General features: G+C 58.7%; 16 protein-coding genes. 5 read left to right on the top strand and 11 right to left on the bottom strand.

Annotated features, from left to right (window positions below; all coding sequences use genetic code 11):
* Positions 1–120 precede the first annotated feature (120 nt).
* Together WC392_01575 and clsB are read left to right on the top strand one after the other, a co-directional pair.
* On the top strand, positions 121–915 hold the full coding sequence (locus WC392_01575) for an endonuclease/exonuclease/phosphatase family protein (protein MFA5241043.1): 795 nt from the start codon (positions 121–123) through the stop codon (positions 913–915).
* The gene (gene clsB / locus WC392_01570) at positions 912–2066 is read left to right on the top strand and encodes a cardiolipin synthase ClsB (protein ID MFA5241042.1); all 1155 of its coding nucleotides are present in this window, start codon (positions 912–914) and stop codon (positions 2064–2066) included. Before WC392_01575 ends, clsB begins: the two co-directional genes overlap by 4 nt.
* 12 nt (positions 2067–2078) lie before the next feature.
* On the opposite strand, the gene WC392_01565 is transcribed toward clsB, so the two are convergent.
* From WC392_01565 to aroC, 7 genes are all read right to left on the bottom strand, one after another.
* Positions 2079–2687, bottom strand: coding sequence for a TetR/AcrR family transcriptional regulator (locus WC392_01565; protein MFA5241041.1), 609 nt, complete (start codon positions 2685–2687; stop codon positions 2079–2081).
* Between the two features lie 133 nt (positions 2688–2820).
* Positions 2821–3024: a DUF2892 domain-containing protein gene (locus WC392_01560; GenBank protein ID MFA5241040.1), complete on the bottom strand. Its 204-nt coding sequence runs from the start codon at positions 3022–3024 to the stop codon at positions 2821–2823.
* Between the two features lie 12 nt (positions 3025–3036).
* Entirely contained in the window at positions 3037–4203 is a 1167-nt protein-coding gene (locus tag WC392_01555; GenBank protein ID MFA5241039.1) for an outer membrane protein transport protein, read from the bottom strand.
* A gap of 36 nt (positions 4204–4239) precedes the next feature.
* Positions 4240–4836, bottom strand: a complete 597-nt coding sequence (locus WC392_01550; GenBank protein ID MFA5241038.1) for a hypothetical protein — start codon at positions 4834–4836, stop codon at positions 4240–4242.
* 256 nt (positions 4837–5092) lie between these two features.
* Positions 5093–6247, bottom strand: coding sequence for an MFS transporter (locus WC392_01545; GenBank protein MFA5241037.1), 1155 nt, complete (start codon positions 6245–6247; stop codon positions 5093–5095).
* Positions 6248–6322: 75 nt separating this feature from the next.
* Positions 6323–6895: a Uma2 family endonuclease gene (locus WC392_01540; protein ID MFA5241036.1), complete on the bottom strand. Its 573-nt coding sequence runs from the start codon at positions 6893–6895 to the stop codon at positions 6323–6325.
* Positions 6896–6912: 17 nt separating this feature from the next.
* Entirely contained in the window at positions 6913–8013 is a 1101-nt protein-coding gene (gene aroC / locus WC392_01535; GenBank protein ID MFA5241035.1) for a chorismate synthase, read from the bottom strand.
* Between the two features lie 65 nt (positions 8014–8078).
* Between aroC and WC392_01530 the strand changes: the two genes are divergently transcribed.
* The 3 genes from WC392_01530 to WC392_01520 are packed head-to-tail and all read left to right on the top strand — an operon-like array spanning position 8079 to position 9231.
* A complete protein-coding gene (locus WC392_01530) occupies positions 8079–8243 on the top strand; it encodes a hypothetical protein (protein ID MFA5241034.1) in 165 nt (54 codons plus the stop codon).
* On the top strand, positions 8240–8371 hold the full coding sequence (locus tag WC392_01525; protein MFA5241033.1) for a hypothetical protein: 132 nt from the start codon (positions 8240–8242) through the stop codon (positions 8369–8371). The genes WC392_01530 and WC392_01525 overlap by 4 nt, the downstream gene beginning before the upstream one ends.
* Positions 8372–8385: 14 nt before the next feature.
* Complete coding sequence (locus tag WC392_01520) at positions 8386–9231, top strand: SDR family NAD(P)-dependent oxidoreductase (GenBank protein ID MFA5241032.1); 846 nt, start codon at positions 8386–8388, stop codon at positions 9229–9231.
* Positions 9232–9273: 42 nt separating this feature from the next.
* Here WC392_01520 and WC392_01515 read toward each other — a convergent pair whose 3' ends face one another.
* The 4 genes from WC392_01515 to WC392_01500 all read right to left on the bottom strand — a co-directional run bounded on the left by WC392_01515 (position 9274) and on the right by WC392_01500 (position 16701).
* Positions 9274–10899, bottom strand: coding sequence for a methyl-accepting chemotaxis protein (locus WC392_01515; protein MFA5241031.1), 1626 nt, complete (start codon positions 10897–10899; stop codon positions 9274–9276).
* Between the two features lie 449 nt (positions 10900–11348).
* Positions 11349–13004 (bottom strand): FecR family protein, encoded by a 1656-nt coding sequence (locus WC392_01510; protein ID MFA5241030.1) that lies wholly within the window; start codon positions 13002–13004, stop codon positions 11349–11351.
* Positions 13005–13032: 28 nt separating this feature from the next.
* Positions 13033–14385, bottom strand: coding sequence for a porin family protein (locus tag WC392_01505; protein MFA5241029.1), 1353 nt, complete (start codon positions 14383–14385; stop codon positions 13033–13035).
* 102 nt (positions 14386–14487) lie between these two features.
* Positions 14488–16701: an adenylate/guanylate cyclase domain-containing protein gene (locus WC392_01500; protein MFA5241028.1), complete on the bottom strand. Its 2214-nt coding sequence runs from the start codon at positions 16699–16701 to the stop codon at positions 14488–14490.
* Positions 16702–16731 lie beyond the last annotated feature (30 nt).

Genomic DNA, 16731 nt, shown 5'->3' with positions numbered 1-16731 from the left:
GTACAGAATGATGAAAGTATAGATGCACATTCCGCTGTCTGTCAGGGTTTTTTAATTAGTATTAACAAGCCCTGACTATCTGGTTTAAGATTGCAGTAACCCGTTCCTGCAACCGAGTCCATGATGGCCCCACAAGAGGTGCCGCAAGGTAGTGAAGCAAGTGCTGTCAATTCATTGCACATTGCGACCTACAACATCCACAAAGGCTTTTCCCAGTTCAATCAGCGCATGGTGCTGCACGAGCTGCGCGATCGTCTGCGCGGCATGCAGCCGGATGTGGTTTTCCTGCAGGAAGTGCAGGGGGCGCATCACCTGCACGCGGAGAACCATGAGGACTGGCCGGATGAGTCGCAGTACGAATTTCTGGCCGATTCGATCTGGCACGATTTTGCCTACGGCAAGAACGCGGTCTATCCCGAGGGGCATCATGGCAACGCGATTCTCAGCCGCTTCCCCATCGTACGCTGGGAGAATGTCGACATCTCCGCCCACCGCGCCGAGCAGCGCGGACTACTGCATGGCGAAATCCAGATTCCCGGCTGGGAACACAAGCTGCATTGCATCTGCGTGCACCTCGGCCTGTTCGCGCGCTGGCGCAGGAAACAGCTGCATTTGCTGCGCGACCATATCGAGCGCCTGGTGCCGCCGGATGAGCCGCTCATCATCGCCGGGGATTTCAACGACTGGCGCATCGAGGCGTGCCGTTTCATGCTGCGCGAGATGCATCTGAAGGAAGCTTTCGAACAGGTGCATGGCATGCCCGCGCGCAGCTATCCCGCCTCCCTTCCGGTTCTGCGCCTGGACCGCATTTATGTGCGCGGTTTGAAAGTCAAAACGGCCCAGGTGCATTTTGGCCGTCCATGGTCGCGCATTTCTGACCACGCGCCCCTGTCGGCCACGCTCACTCGCGCATGACCCAGTTCGTAGACGGCAACCGGATTACCCTGCTGCAAAACGGCACGGATTATTTCCCCGCGCTGGAAGAGGCGATTGACCGGGCAGTGCGGGAAATCTATCTGGAAACCTATATTTTCGAAAATGACGGCACCGGGCGGCAGATTGCCGCGGCACTGAAGCGCGCGGCGCGGCGCGGTGTCACTACGCACCTGCTGCTGGATGGTTACGGTGCGAAAGACCTGCCGCGCGAGATGATCGAAGACATGCGTTCCGCCGGCGTCCAGGTGCTGAGTTACCGGCCCGTGCTGGCCAAGTTCCGGCGCAGCAGCTACCGCCGCCTGCATCGCAAGATTGCGGTGGCGGACAACCGCATCGCTTTCGTCGGCGGGATCAACATCATCGACGACATGGATACGCCGGGCCAAACACCGCCCCGCTATGATTATGCCGTGGCGCTGGAAGGGCCGCTGGTGCAGGCTGTGCATGCGACGGCCAGAAAACTGTGGGGGCTGGTGGCCTGGTCCCAGCTGAAACGGCGGCGCCGCCGCCAGCAGCGCGATCCGCTGGTTTTGCCATTTGCGGATGGCGTGCGCGCGGCTTTCCTCTTGCGCGACAATATCAACCACCGGCGCGATATCGAGGACGCTTACCTGGATGCGATCAATCAGTCCGGGTCTGAAGTGATTATCGCCAATGCCTATTTTTTGCCTGGACGCCGCTTTCGCCAGGCGCTGATTGGTGCGGCAAAGCGCGGCGTGAAAGTGACCCTGTTGCTGCAGGGGCGGGTGGAATACCTGCTGCTGCACTATGCCACGCGTGCCTTGTACGGCGTTTTTCTGGATTCCGGCATCGAGATTTATGAATATCAGCGCAGCTTCATGCATGCCAAGGTGGCGGTGATCGACCGTCATTGGGCCACGGTGGGCTCTTCCAATATTGATCCCTTCAGCTTGCTGCTATCGCGCGAGGCGAACGTGATCGTGGATGATGGCGGTTTCGCCGCCGAACTGGGCGCGAGCCTGGAACAGTCCATGGCCGAGGGCTCGCGGGTCGTGACTTACGATAGCTGGAAAAAGCAGCCACTCCATTTGCGCCTGCTATCGTGGCTGAGTTATGGCGGGGTGCGTCTGTTGATGGGAATGGCGGGATATGGGCGTCGCCGTGGCTAGTGTTAACAGGCCCTAAGCTCGGGGCGTCCAGCCTTCGAGCAAGGTGGTAGTGACTATGTCGGCCTGTTCTGACAGGACGAAACGCTCCCCGCCCGTGAGTACCCAGCGTAGCGCCAGGCCCTGAACAGCGGCGATCAGCAGGCAGGCAGCCTGCTGCGGGATGAGGTCGGCGCGGATCTCGCCGGCTTCCTGCGCGGCGCTGATCATGCCGGCAATAAATCTGAGGAAAAACATCACCAGTTGATCCATGCGCTGCCGGAACAGGGGGTCTTCGTTCTGCAATTCCTCTGCAAACAGCAGGCGCGGAATGCCCGGCTGATTCTGGATGAAGTCGAGATGGGTGCGAATTACCGTTTTGATGCGTTCGAGCGGTGTCATCTTGTCCAGCGCGAGGCCCATCAGTTCTTGCTGGAGCCCTTCCTGAATGGAATCCACCAAGGCAACAAGAACATGGCTTTTGTTGCCGAAATGCAGAAATAGCGTGGGTTGGGCAATGCCTACCGCTTTTGCCAGCGAACGTGTGGTCAGCCTGGAAACGCCTTCATGACGAATAATTTCCATCGCTGCCTTGATGATGTCGTGACGGCGGATTTCAGCGGATTGGCGTTTTTTTGCAGCCATGTTTTTTCTTGCCTCGGGAAGAAAACTACTGCTAATTATAGATGGATTTTATGGGAATATCGTAATGGCAAAATAAAACCGGCAGCAGGCCGGAAGCCTGCTGCCGGAGCATTGCTCTTTCCTGGTTTCAATCTCAAGAACAGCAGCTTCCTTCCTTGACGCCGGATTTCTTGAGCATGAAAGCCATCGGGCAGAAGCCGGTTACGCCGCTTTGTGCCAGATTGGCGCCAACAAAAGCGGTGAGCCACAGCCAGGCGGGGTCGGAGAAGTGCGCCAGCGAGATGCTGATCAGCACCATCAGGCCGGCTACAAAGTGCACAATGCGGTCAACTGTCATGATTTCTCCTGATTAAAATTTGTAGCTGAGCTGGACGTTGACGATGTTCTGTTCCAGCTCGATCTTGTTGTTGGTGCCGGTGTTAGAGGTGATCTCGTTGTGGAAGGCATGGGCGTAAGAGAGCGAGGCAGATGCCTTGTCGCTAAACTTGCGCGTCACACCGAGCGAAAGGTGCTTTTCGGTGATGGCCAGCGAGCCGATGTTGCTGTCCACGTCCTCTGCCCCGATGGGTGACTTGCCATAGTTGAAACCGGCACGAATCGTGGTTTTTTCATCAATTTCCTTCTGCACCCCGATGGCGTAAACGGTCTGGTCGCTCCAGCCGAAGTTCATGGTTGCGTTGGGGTTGGTCGGCATCTGGAAGGGGACGCGGTCAAGTACGTCACTGAAGCCGATGTGCTTGACGTCCGCCTCGATCAGCAGGCCCGGCATGGGCTTGAAGGCCACGCCCAGCGCGAAAATCTGCGGCATGTCCATGGTCATGCGGTAGGTGCCGGCGTTGGTGTTCCACTCGAACTCGTCCATGCTGGTCTTGCTGGTCCAGCTCGCGCCCACTTGAACCGCGTCATTCACCTTGTAGATCATGCCCGCGTTCATGCCGTAGCCATAGACCTGGGTCTGGGGCAGGGAAAGGATGCCACTGGGGAACATGCCGTTATATATGGCCAGGCTCTGGTAGCCGATCTGTAGCGCGGCGCCGAGAGAAAGCTGGTCGCTGACCTTGTAGGCGAAGCCAGGGGCGATCTTGAAGGACTGCTTGGTGGTGACGAAGGCATGCGTTGCCGGTGCAATCGATGCATCGGCAAAATCGACGCCGCTGCCGGAAGTGCCGCCCATGCCCATGCCAAAGAACAGCCTGTCGCTGACGTTGAAGGCGACCGCGCCGGACGGCATGAGATAGTAGTCGGAATCGCTGTCCTTCCCGTTGACCTTGCGTGGCGGGTTGAGCAAGCCCACGCCCATGTCGAAACGCACTTCCTTGATACCCAGTTCAGCTATGCCGGCCGGGTTGGTCAGGATGGTTCCCGCGTCCTGCGGTGCGGCCACGACGGCGCCACCCATGCCCCACTGGGTGGCGGTAACGCCCAGCATCTGGTCACCGTTGGTGGCGTGTGCGCTGTGTGCCATGGCAAACATGATCCCGGATACGGCGCCGGCAATAATTTTTTTATTCATCATTATTTCTCCTCGGAGTGTGTATGGGTATTGGCTGGGTTATTTGCTTGCAGGGGCCGTCAGGTAAGCCGAATTGCCTGGTACGCCGCGGAATTTCTGATGGCAGGCAACGCAGCCGGTCATGATTTCACTCATGTACGATGCTGCTTTGGGCAGGTCACCCTTGTCCGCGGCATCCGCCAGTTTCAGTGCGCTGCCTTCAACGATTTCATTCATTGCCGGGAGTACGGAAAGATCGTTGGTGTTGACCTTGTCCAGAGGGAAATAAGCCAGCAGGCCGCCCTTGGGAATGCGGTGATTTGCCAGGCGGCGCGCGGCTTCGGCGGCCTGCTCGGCATTGTCGGTCGCCAGGGCGGAGGCAATGCTTTGGTATTCGGAAAGGATCTCATGCATGATCTGGCGCAGGTTGGTTTCCTTGGCGCGGCGGGTGTGGCCGGCGTGCAACTGCTGAATCGTTCCCTTGAGTTCCGGCGACAGGGCCATCACTTTCTGGCGCAGTTCTGGAGAGTAGACTTTCATCATCTGCTGCATTTCTACCGGCATGGGCGCCGCAGGCTTTGGCGATTCGGCTGATGCTTGGCTGCTCAACAGGATGCTACTTGCCAGAATGAGGCTGATGGGAAGTGTTTTTTTCATGAGGCATCTCCAGGTTTGGGTATAGTTTTGCGTTATGGACACATAATCTGATCTTATGATCACGTGTTCGAATGATTATATTGCGCGCCTGGATTTTTGTGCAAGCTAAAAAGTGTTTTTTTATTATCGTGAGCGGACGCTCAAGCCATAGGCTCATGATTCATATTGAAAATACGGCTGAGCTGCCTGGTTGCCGGTAATCCTGGTACTGGCAGGGGCGGGGTGACGCCTTATCCTGATGGCGGGATAAGGGGCTTCAGGATTTGTTTTCGGCCAGTTCCGATCCGAGTTTCCAGTACACCAGCAGAAAGGCAATGGCGGCGAAAGCGGCGGCGATGGTGAAGGTGATCTGCGGCCCCAGCACATCCCAGGTGTAGCCGGCATAGAGTCCGCCCAGCGTGCCGCCAGCACCGAAGGACACGCTGTTGTAAAGCGCTTGCCCCTTGGCCTGATGCTTGCCCCGGAACAGGCGGTGAATCACCTCGATGGCCGCTGCCTGGTAGGAGCCGAAAGTCGCTGCGTGCAGCAACTGGGCGGCAAGAACCAGCCCGAACCAGCCAATTCCCCAACCGATGACGAGAAAGCGCAACACGCCCAGGGCAAAGCTCACCAGCAGTATCTGGTTCAGGCTGAAGCGGCGCATCAGGCGTGGCATCCACAGAAAAACCAGGATCTCGCTGATAACGCCCAGCGCCCATAGCCAGCCCACGCTGCTTTTCGAATAGCCGTGGTCCACCAGGTAGATGGAGTAGAAGGTGTAGTAAGGGCCATGGGCGGCGGCATTGAAAAAGCTGGCGGCAAAAAAAGCCAGCACCACGGGTTGCTTGATGATGTGCCAGGCCGAAAATTGGTCGGTATGGTGGGGTATTACGCGGGCTTCCGGGATATGGCGGGCAAATAGCGCCAGCCCGATCATCATGCCGAGAATTGCCCATAACAGAAAGCGGATCGGCACGAAATCCAGTACGTAGCCCAGGCCCACGACGGCGAGAATGAAGCCAACCGAACCCCACAGGCGGATGCGGCCATATTTCTCGGTGCGTTCGCCCAGATGACTGAGCGTGGTGGCTTCCACCAGCGGCAGCGATGCGCTCCAGAAAAAGCTCATCAGCGACATCACCACAAACAGCCACAGGAAGCTGGTGCCGAAAAATACGCCGATATAGGACGCCAGGCTGAGCGTTGCGGCCACTTGCACGATGGCCACCCGCTTGCCGCTATGGTCTGCCGCCCAGCCCCAGATGTTGGGCGCAAACATGCGCATCACCTGCAGCAGCGACATCAGGATGCCGATCTGGAAAGCAGTGAAATCGAGCGATTTCAGGTACAGGCCCCAGAATGGCGACATGGCGCCAACGAAAGCGAAGTAAAAGAAATAGAAGCCGGACAGGCGCCAGTAGGGGAGGGGCATTTAATGCAGGTCGGCCTTCAGGCCGAGATTTCGGCCTGAAGGCCGACATGGATCAGATTCAACATGAGGGATGACTTACAGGGAGAAATCCACGTCCTGATAGGCCTCGCCAATCGGGAATGCCAGGTTCAGGCTGTGCAGGGTAACGCTTTCGCCCGCGCCATAGGGGTGCATGATCCATTCGCCGTTACCGGCGCGGCGGTAACATTCGATGCTCTCCTGTTCTGTATCCACCAGCACGTATTCCTGCAAGCCGGGCAGTTGGCGGTAGCTGGCGAATTTCTTGTCGCGGTCGAACAGGGCGGTGGAGGGCGACAGTACCTCGACCACCAGGATCGGCTCGGTCTTGATGTAGTCGCTGCGGCGGTCCGCTTCCGTGCAGGTGACCATCAGGTCGGGATAAAAATAGGCGTTGGCCGTCTCTACTCGCAGCTTGAGATCGATAGCGAATACCTGGCATGGCCCGCCGCGCAGATGGTTGCGAAAGGCTTGCGCGAGATTGAGCACAATGATGTTATGTGTCGAACTGGTGCCCACCATGGCGAATACCTCGCCCTTGAGGTACTCGTTGCGCGTGTCGCTGGCCATTTCAACCGCCAGATAGGCTTCCGGCGTGATGTAAGCGGGATTTTCCTGCGGCAGGCCCATTGCAATACTCCTTGGAATTACCCGATTCTACCCGGTAACTTTGGTGTCGCGCACACTACATCCGCATTCTGCGCTCGATGTCTCAGGGCCTGGTCCATCAGCACGATGGCCAGCATGGCCTCGGCGATGGGGGTGGCGCGGATGCCGACGCAGGGATCGTGGCGGCCGTGGGTTTCCACCATGATGGCCTCACCCGCCAGGTTGATCGAATGGCGCGGGATGCGGATGCTGGAGGTGGGCTTGATGGCGATATGGGCGACGATGTCCTGGCCGCTGGAAATTCCGCCCAGGATGCCGCCGGCGTGGTTGCTGGCAAAGCCCTGCGGGGTCAGCTCGTCGCCGTGCTCGGAGCCTTTTTGCGTCACGCAGCCGAAACCGGCGCCGATCTCCACGCCCTTCACCGCATTGATGCTCATCAGCGCGTAGGCGATGTCGGCGTCGAGGCGGTCGTACACCGGCTCGCCCCAGCCCACCGGCACGTTTTCGGCCACCACGGTGAGCTTCGCGCCGATCGAGTCGCCCGCCTTGCGCAGGGAGTCCATGTAATCTTCAAGCTGCTGGGTATAACTGCTGTCGGCGACGAAGAAGGGATTCTGGCTCACCTCATCCCAGCTTTTGAAGGGCACTTCAATTGGTCCCAGCTGGGACAGGTAGCCGCGGATCACGATGCCGTGGCGCTCCTGCAGCCATTTTTTGGCCACCGCGCCGGCGGCCACGCGCACCGCGGTTTCGCGCGCGCTGGAGCGGCCGCCGCCACGGTAATCGCGGAAGCCGTATTTCTGGGTATAGGTATAGTCGGCATGGCCGGGGCGGAAGGTCTCGGCGATGTTGCCGTAATCCTTGCTGCGCTGGTCCTCGTTGCGGATCAGGAGGGCGATCGGGGTGCCGGTGGTCTTGCCCTCGAATACGCCGGAAAGGATTTCCACCGTGTCCGACTCGCGCCGCTGGGTGACGTGGCGCGAGGTGCCGGGTTTGCGCCGGTCCAGATCGAGCTGGATGTCTTCGGCTGTGAGCGCCAGCCCCGGCGGGCAGCCATCCACCACGCAACCGATGGCCGGGCCGTGGGATTCACCGAAGGAAGTGACGCAGAACAGGGTGCCGAGAGTGTTGCCGGACATGATTCAGACTCGAAAAAAACAGACTTCAAGTTTAACATATGCGCTTCGCCTCTGATAAATGCGCCATGAACAAGAAAGCCGCCGACCTGTTGCTGGAACTGCTGCAAAAGAAGCAGCACAAGGCGCTGCAATGGCAGCAGGTGGAAAAAACCGTGAGCAAGCTGGCGAATAAACAGAATCGCTGGCAGCGCTTCAACCGTTATGTCTGGGACAAAAAGGGCAAAGAATGAAAGCGATTTTGATGACCGCCGCAGGCGGGCCGGAAGTGTTGCAACTGGCGGATGTTCCCGTTCCGGATCTGCCCGGCCCTTTCCATCTTCGCGTGAAGCTGCATGCTGCCGGGGTGCTGGAAATCTGAAAACGGGGCTGGGAATGGACAAGAAAAGCATACTGATTACCGGCTGTTCCACTGGCATCGGCCTGTGTGTGGCGGAAGGTTTGCAGAAGCGCGGCTACCGGGTTTTCGCCACGGCGCGCAAGGCGGCGGACGTGGAGATGCTGGCGGCGCGCGGGCTGGAGAGCCTGCAACTGGATATTGCCGATTCGGCCTCGATTACTGCGGCGGTGGACGAGGTTTTGCGCCGCACCGGCGGCACGCTCCATGCCCTGTTCAATAATGCGGGCTACGGCCAGCCGGGGGCGGTGGAGGATTTGCGCCGCGAGGTGCTGCGCGCGCAGTTCGAAACCAATGTGTTCGGCACGGTCGAGCTGACCAACCGGCTGATTCCGGTAATGCGCGCCCAGGGGGGCGGGCGCATCATCATCAACAGTTCCCTGCTCGGCTATGTTTCTCTGCCGTTTCGCGGCGCCTACAACGCGAGCAAGTATGCCCTGGAGGGGATTGCGGATACCCTGCGCCTGGAGCTGCGCGGCAGCGGAATCCATGTTTCCCTGATCGAGCCCGGCCCGATCACCAGCCGCTTCCGGGCGAATGCGCACGAGATGTTCCGGCGCCATGTGGATGCGGAAGCGAGCCACTTCCGCAATACCTATCGCGCCATGGAAAAGCGGCTGACCAAGCCCGGCCCGGCCGCGCCCTTCACCCTGCCGCCGGAGGCGGTGCTGGAAAGAGTGATTCATGTCCTGGAAAACGGCAGCCCCCGCATCCGCTACCCGGTGACCTTCCCGGCCTACCTGTTCGCCATTCTTAAACGCCTGCTGCCGGGCCGCACTCTGGACCGCGTGCTGGGCAGGGTGGGCGAGGGCGAGAACAGGTAAAGGAATCTCCTTGGAGTAATGACGAATAAATCAGCGTTTCCTTTAGTTGTTTTTGATCAATTCGAAATGGCTCACCAGTTCTTTCAGGCTCACTGCTGTTTGAGCCAGTTCCCCGGTGGCTTTCCAGGCATGCTGGGCGGAGTTGGTATTCTGCTCGATGAGTGATGAAACCTGCGCCATGTTGCTGGTTACTTGCTCGCTGGCGATGGCCTGTTCCCTGGCTGCATCGGCAATGTGCCGTGCCATGCTGGTGACTTCGCCGCTGGAAGAGCTGATGCGGCCGAGGGCGGACAGGGATTCGCGCATCATGCCGGTGCCTTCATCCACTTTATGGACAGCCTGTTCCATGGACCCGACGGCCTGACGCGTAGCCTTCTGTATCTCGCTTACCATGGCGGTAATGTCGGCGGTGCTGTTGGTGGTGCGTTCGGCCAGTTTTCTTACCTCGTCCGCCACCACGGCAAAGCCGCGCCCCTGCTCGCCGGCCCGGGCTGCCTCGATCGCGGCATTGAGGGCCAGGAGGTTGGTCTGGTCGGCAATTTCCTTGATGGACTGGGTAATGGTGCCGATTTTCCCGATTGACTCATTGAGCTCGACAATGGTGGTGCTGGAGGCCTGTACCGCTTCCACCACGCGCCCCGTGGCTTCCATGCTGCTGGTCATGCTGGTGTTGCTCTCTTCCACCAGGTTTTGTGATTCGGTGGCGGAGCGTGCTGCCCCTTCCGCGCTTTCCGCCACTTCTACCACGGACTGGCTGAATTCTTCCGTGGCCGCGGCCACGGCCAGTACGCGGCTGTGCTGTTCCTCGGACTTTTTTACTACCTGCGTCATCTCGCTATTGAGGCTTTTGCACTTGGCCTCTATGGCGCGGGAAGCCACGGAGATTTCGTCCAGCATCACCTTGACGTGCACCTGCATGGTGGCCAGGCCGCTGAGAAGCTGTCCGGTTTCGTTGCGGCCGGAAATGTCGATGTTATCGGTCAGGTTGCCCTGGGCGATATGGTCGAAATAGCGGACGGCATTATGAACCTGCTTCATCGCCGAATTGACCAGCAGGGAAAATGAGCCGAATGCCAGTACGATCCATACCGAAGCGAAGGCGCCGATCTGTGCAATGGCTGTCCAGGTCAATCCCAGTACGGCCTGGCTGGCCACCAGATTCATTCCCATCAGAATAATGAGCAGCGCCAGAAAGCTGACCATGCGGCCCTGGATGGAAAGCCGCTGCCACCAGCTTCCGCTGGTATCCAGCCTGGCCTTGCTTGCGTTGAGCTGCCTGTACAGCTGTTCTGCCTCCTCAATCTGCTGCCGGCTGGGCTCGGAGCGCACCGACATGTAGCCGAGTGTCTGGTCCTTTTTGCGCACGGGTACCACGAAGGCATCAACCCAATAAAAATCTCCGTTCTTGGTCCGGTTTTTGACGACGCCGCGCCATGGACGCCCCTCCTTTACTGTTTTCCACAAATCTTCAAAAGCCTGAGGCGGCATGTCGGGGTGACGAACAATATTGTGGCTCTTGCCGATAAGTTCTTCGCCACTAAAGCCGGAAAGCTCGACAAAATCTTCGTTGGCGTAAGTGATGACGCCTTTCAGGTCGGTTTTGGAAACGAGATACTTTCCCTTGGGGTAGGTTTTTTCGGTTTGGGTGACGGGTAAATTGATTTTCATGGCTCGGGTCTATAAAGGTTTGCGTAACGAGGGCAATGCCACGTTCCGTTCAAAGAGCGTTGCGGGTTGAAGAAATAATGGAATTGAGTGGATTCTGGCCAGAAGCGGCCTGCACAACAGGCGGCAGCAGGTAATGATTAAACCTAGAAACCTCAGTTCGATAACCACGGAGGGCACAGAGAACACGGAGAAAGGCGGTTTGCGGTCACCCATCGGGTGAATGCCAAACATCATGCAATCTATGGTTTTTACTCCGTGTTCTCTGTGCCCTCCGTGGTTAACTGCTTTTTATAGGTTAAATCATGCGGTTCCATGGGGGAAACCATTGTTTTTAAGTGGGGGGGGATATTACTGAAACTTCATTATATTGACAATACTCAACTTTCTGGCGTGAATAACGCCGCTTATCGCGAGCCGTCTTGAATTGCCATTCAGTGTTTCCCTGGAGCTTACTGAATCAGCAGGGCGGTTCCCGACAGGGCCGCGCCTGATGGCAGCGCGGTGGCAGGCGCTGCATTTGCGGAGAATGTGGTCAGGGCTCCGGTGGCAGCGCTTCCGATGAATACGCCGCTGGCTTGCCCCGTGACGGTTGTCGGAACAATCGCGCCATTGACCTTGATTGAGCCATTGACCAGAGGAAGGCCGCCCGGCCCCGTGGTGGACGATTCCTGGTAGAACTGGGACAGTGCGCTTGCGGTGCTCTGGTAAGTCAGATCCCAGGAGCGGCTGGCAACCGTATCCGTGGTGACATTCAGCGTAATGCTCGCGCCACCCGCACTGACCAGCAGGCTGCCGTTCGCCAGATGATACACATTGTTCAATTCGTCGCTGACAGTGCCTGCCCCGGGCACAAGATTAAGGGTGAGGGCGCTTGTCAGGGCGGCTTGTGCCTGGGCGTAGGTGAGTGCATTGTCTGCCCACATCAGGTTCATGACCAGCGGATCGCGTGTGCCGTTGTTGTCGATGAACGAATCGCTTCCCACATATCTTCCCCATCGGACGGTGGTGCCAGCCGCGGCTGCTTGTCCGAAATCGAGCAGGGATGCCGTGCCGGAGGTGTATTGCATGCTGCCGGAAGTGTCGCTTTCCGCAATCAGCACCGGAAGACCGCTGCTGTCGAGCAGGATGGTGCGGCTGGTATTGGGCTCCAGCACCATGGAACCTCCGCCACTCATCCATCCCGTGTAGCAGCTGCCTGCGGTAAGGCATTCCGTGCGCCAGCTGATGTCTGTCCCTACACCGCCATAGCCATATGGCGCTGTATAAATGCCGCTGGATGAAACAACCGCGCCAGGAGATCCGACCAGTGTGGTGGTCGGTTCGGGCGGCGGGGGCAATACGACGCCTGCTATTGCCGTTAACTTATCCGGCGGGGGCGGGGTGGCTTCCGTGGCTGTTGTCGTGCTGGTTGCGGCATCGCCCGCACTTTCTGGTTGCTGGCTGCTCGTTGTTGCGGCTTGTGGCGCTTTGGGCGGCTCAAAAATGGGTGGCATTTGCGGCAGCAGGACCCCCGGGGTGTTCAGACTCGGTGCATAGGCCACCTGATTGGGGAATGTCACCGTCCCGTTTACGACGGTTGCTCCGGTGTTGACCCGGTTGTAGGTGCCTGCCGGCACGGTGGAAAGTTGTTCGCCAGCCGTTGTGATGTGGATGGTTTCGCTATCCGTGCCGCGGATGCCGATGGTGGCAGATGGCGTCTTGATATGGTAATTTTCCTTGTGCAGCTTGCCGACTGTGCCGGTGATGGAACGGAATCCCCCCTTGACCAGCGAAAAGAAGCTCCGCTCGCTGCCGTCCTCCTGGCCATTGAATTTGTATTCATCGATGCGCATCCGGGTGTCCTGACGGATCGCAACAATGCCGCCATCCGTCATGCGCAATTGCGCCGCCGCGCCCCTGGCGGAAATGATGGATTCGCCTTCATTGATTTCCCCGCCTTTTTGCGCCTGACGTTCGTGGCCATCTGCCGCAACGATGCGCACATTGCCGCTGACAAACTGGAATTGACCTGCCGACGCCCAGGCCGTGTTCGACAATACAGGCAGAAGAAGTGCCGGCGCCAGGAAGCAAAGCCGTTGCCACGCAGGCGGATTGAGTTTTTTCATGGTGTTTGTCGTCCAGTCGCTTGGTTTGCTATTTAAAGTCATGTCGCACGGTGGCGGAAATATCCGTGCGGTCATAATCATTCATGGCGATAGTCGATTCGTTGCGCGTGTAGCTGATCTGCGGGCGTACCGTCCAGTTCCTGACGGGCACCCAGTTCAGTCCTATATTCAGGTCGTACTGATGGTCGCGGCGGTAGTCCAGAAACAGCAGGTTGCGGCGGCTGTAGCTGCCATATTTGTACCCGGCCGAGGCGAATACGCTGCTGCTGTCGTTCAGGCGAGTCTGCCCCCCGGCGCGAAAACCGGCGAAATCCTGGTCGCCGTCGATGCGCTGTATCTGTTCAACGGCGTGTTCCGAGCCCGCATAGAGGCTGCCGAACAGGACGCTGCTCCCGCCCTCGTCGAGGGCATGCAGCCAGCCTCCGCCAATGATGGTCTGGTCGACATCATTGGACGACAGGTCATTGCCAAGCTTGTCTCGGTCATAACGCAACTGCGCGTATTGCCCAAAGATGCTGAACTGGTTGCGCGGGTCGGGAATATGGCGCCATTCACCCGTCAGGCCAGTGGTGTCGCGGTTGTAGTGGTCGTCCAGATAAAAACCGCCTTTCTGCAGGGCGAGGCGCAACACGTTTTTGTCTGCGCCGATATTCATGCCAATGCGGCCATCGATGCTGCTGGTGTTGTAGCCGTTCTGCTCGAAATTTTCGCGTTTCTTGCCCTCCAGACCAGCAAACAGGGACAGGCCCTGGCGCACCGGGATGGTCACTTCGCCGCCACCCCCGAAACTCATATAGTTATCCTGCGTGGCCTGATTGCTGGAAACCAGGGAAAATGAAGCGCCAAAGATCGGGATGTACATGGTGCTGTTGCTGCTTGCCACGTTGACGTTGGTGTCATGGCCAAAGGCGGCTTCGACATATCCGGTAAAGCGGGTCTGGGGATTGAGATGGTTTTCGATGGCGGCAAGGTATTGCTCGATAATCGTCCTGGCCAGCACGGGTGGGTTTTGCTTCATGATCTGGCCAAATTCGGTGCCGGCGCGTTCATGGTCGCCCAGCGCGTAGTAGGCACGCGCCAGATCCAGCCGGGCGCCGTAGTGGCTGGGGTTCACGGCCAGCACCCGCTCGAAGGCCAGCGTTGCCTTGTCAGGCCTGCCGCTGTCGAGGGCCGCGGTTCCGAGCAGATAATCGTAGTCCACCTTGCCGGCCATTTCGAATTCCGCCGGTGCAAGCAGGGCGTAGGCATCTCCCGCCCGGCCCGCTGCCATCAAGGACTGCGCCTTGATCATATCGGGCGGGGCCGCCATCGCGTGGCTGGCGGAATAGAGTGTAATCCCGATTATCAGTTTGCCTATGCGGTGAAAAATGGAATATTTCATTTGACCTGACATTCACAGATGGTTAATCGGGCAGTTGCGGGAGATCGTACCCATTTTGAGGTTTTTTTTCGACTGTTTCCATGTTTTCCCACCATGCGTCCTTTATTTCCGGAGGAATACGAACGTGCCGTCCCAGCCTGCAGCGGGCGGATTGGAGCGGAACCGGGCAATACGTTGCTGATACAGGGCGTACACCGCATCAAGCGGCGCAGCCTGTTGCAGGCTGCGCAGGCAGGCCTCCGCCATGTCCCATTCCTGGGCGCGGTAATGGCCTATCGCCTTCCGGAATAGCTGAAGTTCGTCCTGTTTTGATGACGTAATCTTTTCGGCCGGGCCGAGCGGTTCATAGATGCTGATGGGGATATCCTTGCCCTTGACCCTGACCCTGTCGAGTTCACGGAATGCAATGTCCGGCAGCAATGTTTTCGTATCTTCGCTCACCAGGATTCCTACCCCGTAAACCTTGGTCAAACCTTCCAGGCGCGAGCCCAGGTTGACTGCGTCGCCCATGACGGTATACGCCATGCGGAACTCGGAACCCATGTTGCCCACACTCATCATCCCGGTGTTGATGCCGATGCCGATACGGATTTCCGGCCAGCCGCGGGCGAGAAACTGCGGGCGCAAGGCCGTGAGGGTTTCCTGCATTTCCAGTGCTGCCTTTACGGCATGACGCGCATGGTCCGGGTCCGCAAGCGGCGCGCCCCAGAATGCCATGATGGCGTCGCCGATGTATTTGTCTATGGTGCCGCGGTGCTGATGAATGGCGCGCGTCATCGGTGTCATATAGTCGTTCATGAATTTCGATAATGTTTTCGGGTCCAGTCCCTCGGAGATGCTGGTGAAATTGCGCACATCCGCGAACATCACCGTCATTTCCCGGGTCTCGCCTTCCATGGTGAACGACTCGGGGTTGTCGCTCATCTCGTCCACCAGTTCCGGCGGCACATATTGCCCGAAGAGCCCGGAAATCTGGCGCTTGGCGCGCGCCTCGACAAAGAAGCCATAGGACATGCCGAGCACGAACAGTGCAGCGATCATGATGACCGTAGGCGCGAGCGGCATGACCAGGTTGGCGTATTGCCACAGCGCGAGATTGCTGCCCGTGACCCACAGCAATGCGCCCAGCACCAGCAGCGCGGCCTTGACGGGATTGAGCGCGGGCAGCAGGACGGCGAGCAGCAGGCCGAGCAGCAGCATCTGGGCGAATTCGGCACCCTGGGTGTAAGGAGGTTTTTCCTTGATATCGTGATCCAGCATGCCGGCAATCAGGTTGGCGTGAACTTCCACCCCCGGGTACACGGCGCCGACCGGCGTGGACCTCAAGTCCATCAGTCCTGGCGCCGTCGTGCCGACCAGCACGATGGCGCCGGCCATGGTCTCGCCGCTGGCTCGGCCATGCAGCACGTCGCTGGCGGAAACATAGGGATAGGCGCCCTGTTTTCCGCGATAAGGGACCAGCGCGCTGACGTTCTCGTCCACCGGGATTTTCAGCTTGCCGGCACGCAGCCATTCCAGCGCTTCGCCGCCGCTGTCCTGCTCGATCATGGCCTGAATCGGGGGCGTGCCGTAAAGCGTGCGCATGACGGCCAGGGAAAGGGCTTCGTAGTAAGCGCCGCCATGCTCGATCAGCATCGGCACGCGCCGGGCGACGCCGTCAAAGTCGGTGAGTGGATTGAAATGCCCGGCATTGTGCGCGGCGTTCTGAAATTCCGGCAGATTGGCGCCATATCCGCCGGCGGCTACGAAAGTGGAACTGCTGTTGCTGAAGGTGCCGGGTGGAAATGCCGGATCGGGCAGCACGCCGGATGTCCTGTCCCGGAAATTGGTGAAATAATAGCCCAGTACCACCGGGCGCTCAGCCAGTGCCCGGGTGAAAAGGCGATCATGATCCAACTGCGGGCGCAACTGCGCCAGCCGGGACTGGAACTGCGGTATTTCCTTCAGCTCGTTACGGCCTAGCTGTTCGAGCGTTTCAAGTCCCGAGCTGTCATCCTTCTCCGCAAATACCACGTCGAAGCCAACGACGGCTACCTGGTAGCGCTTGAAGAGCTGATCCAGCATGGCCGCCAGTTTGTCCCTGCCCCAGGGCCAGCGCCCTTCCTCGGCCAGGCTTTTTTCATCGATATCGACAATCACAATGCGCCGGTCCAGCGTTTGCGGCATGGTAAGGCGGAGGCGCGCATCGTAGCTGATGGCCTCGAGGTTCTGCATGAACGGGATGTCGATGGTTTTTGCCGCATGCAGGAGGAATGCCAGCAGGAGCAGCATGCCCAGCGAGATGGGGATGGCGTGTTTGCGTAGCGTTTTTCTCATGCTGACTTTCTGTTAAAGGCAGAATTAACT

The sequence above is a fragment of the Sulfuricella sp. genome (assembly GCA_041651995.1).
Classification (GTDB): Bacteria; Pseudomonadota; Gammaproteobacteria; order Burkholderiales; family Sulfuricellaceae; genus Sulfurimicrobium.
This window is presented reverse-complemented; position numbering and strand designations above follow the sequence as displayed.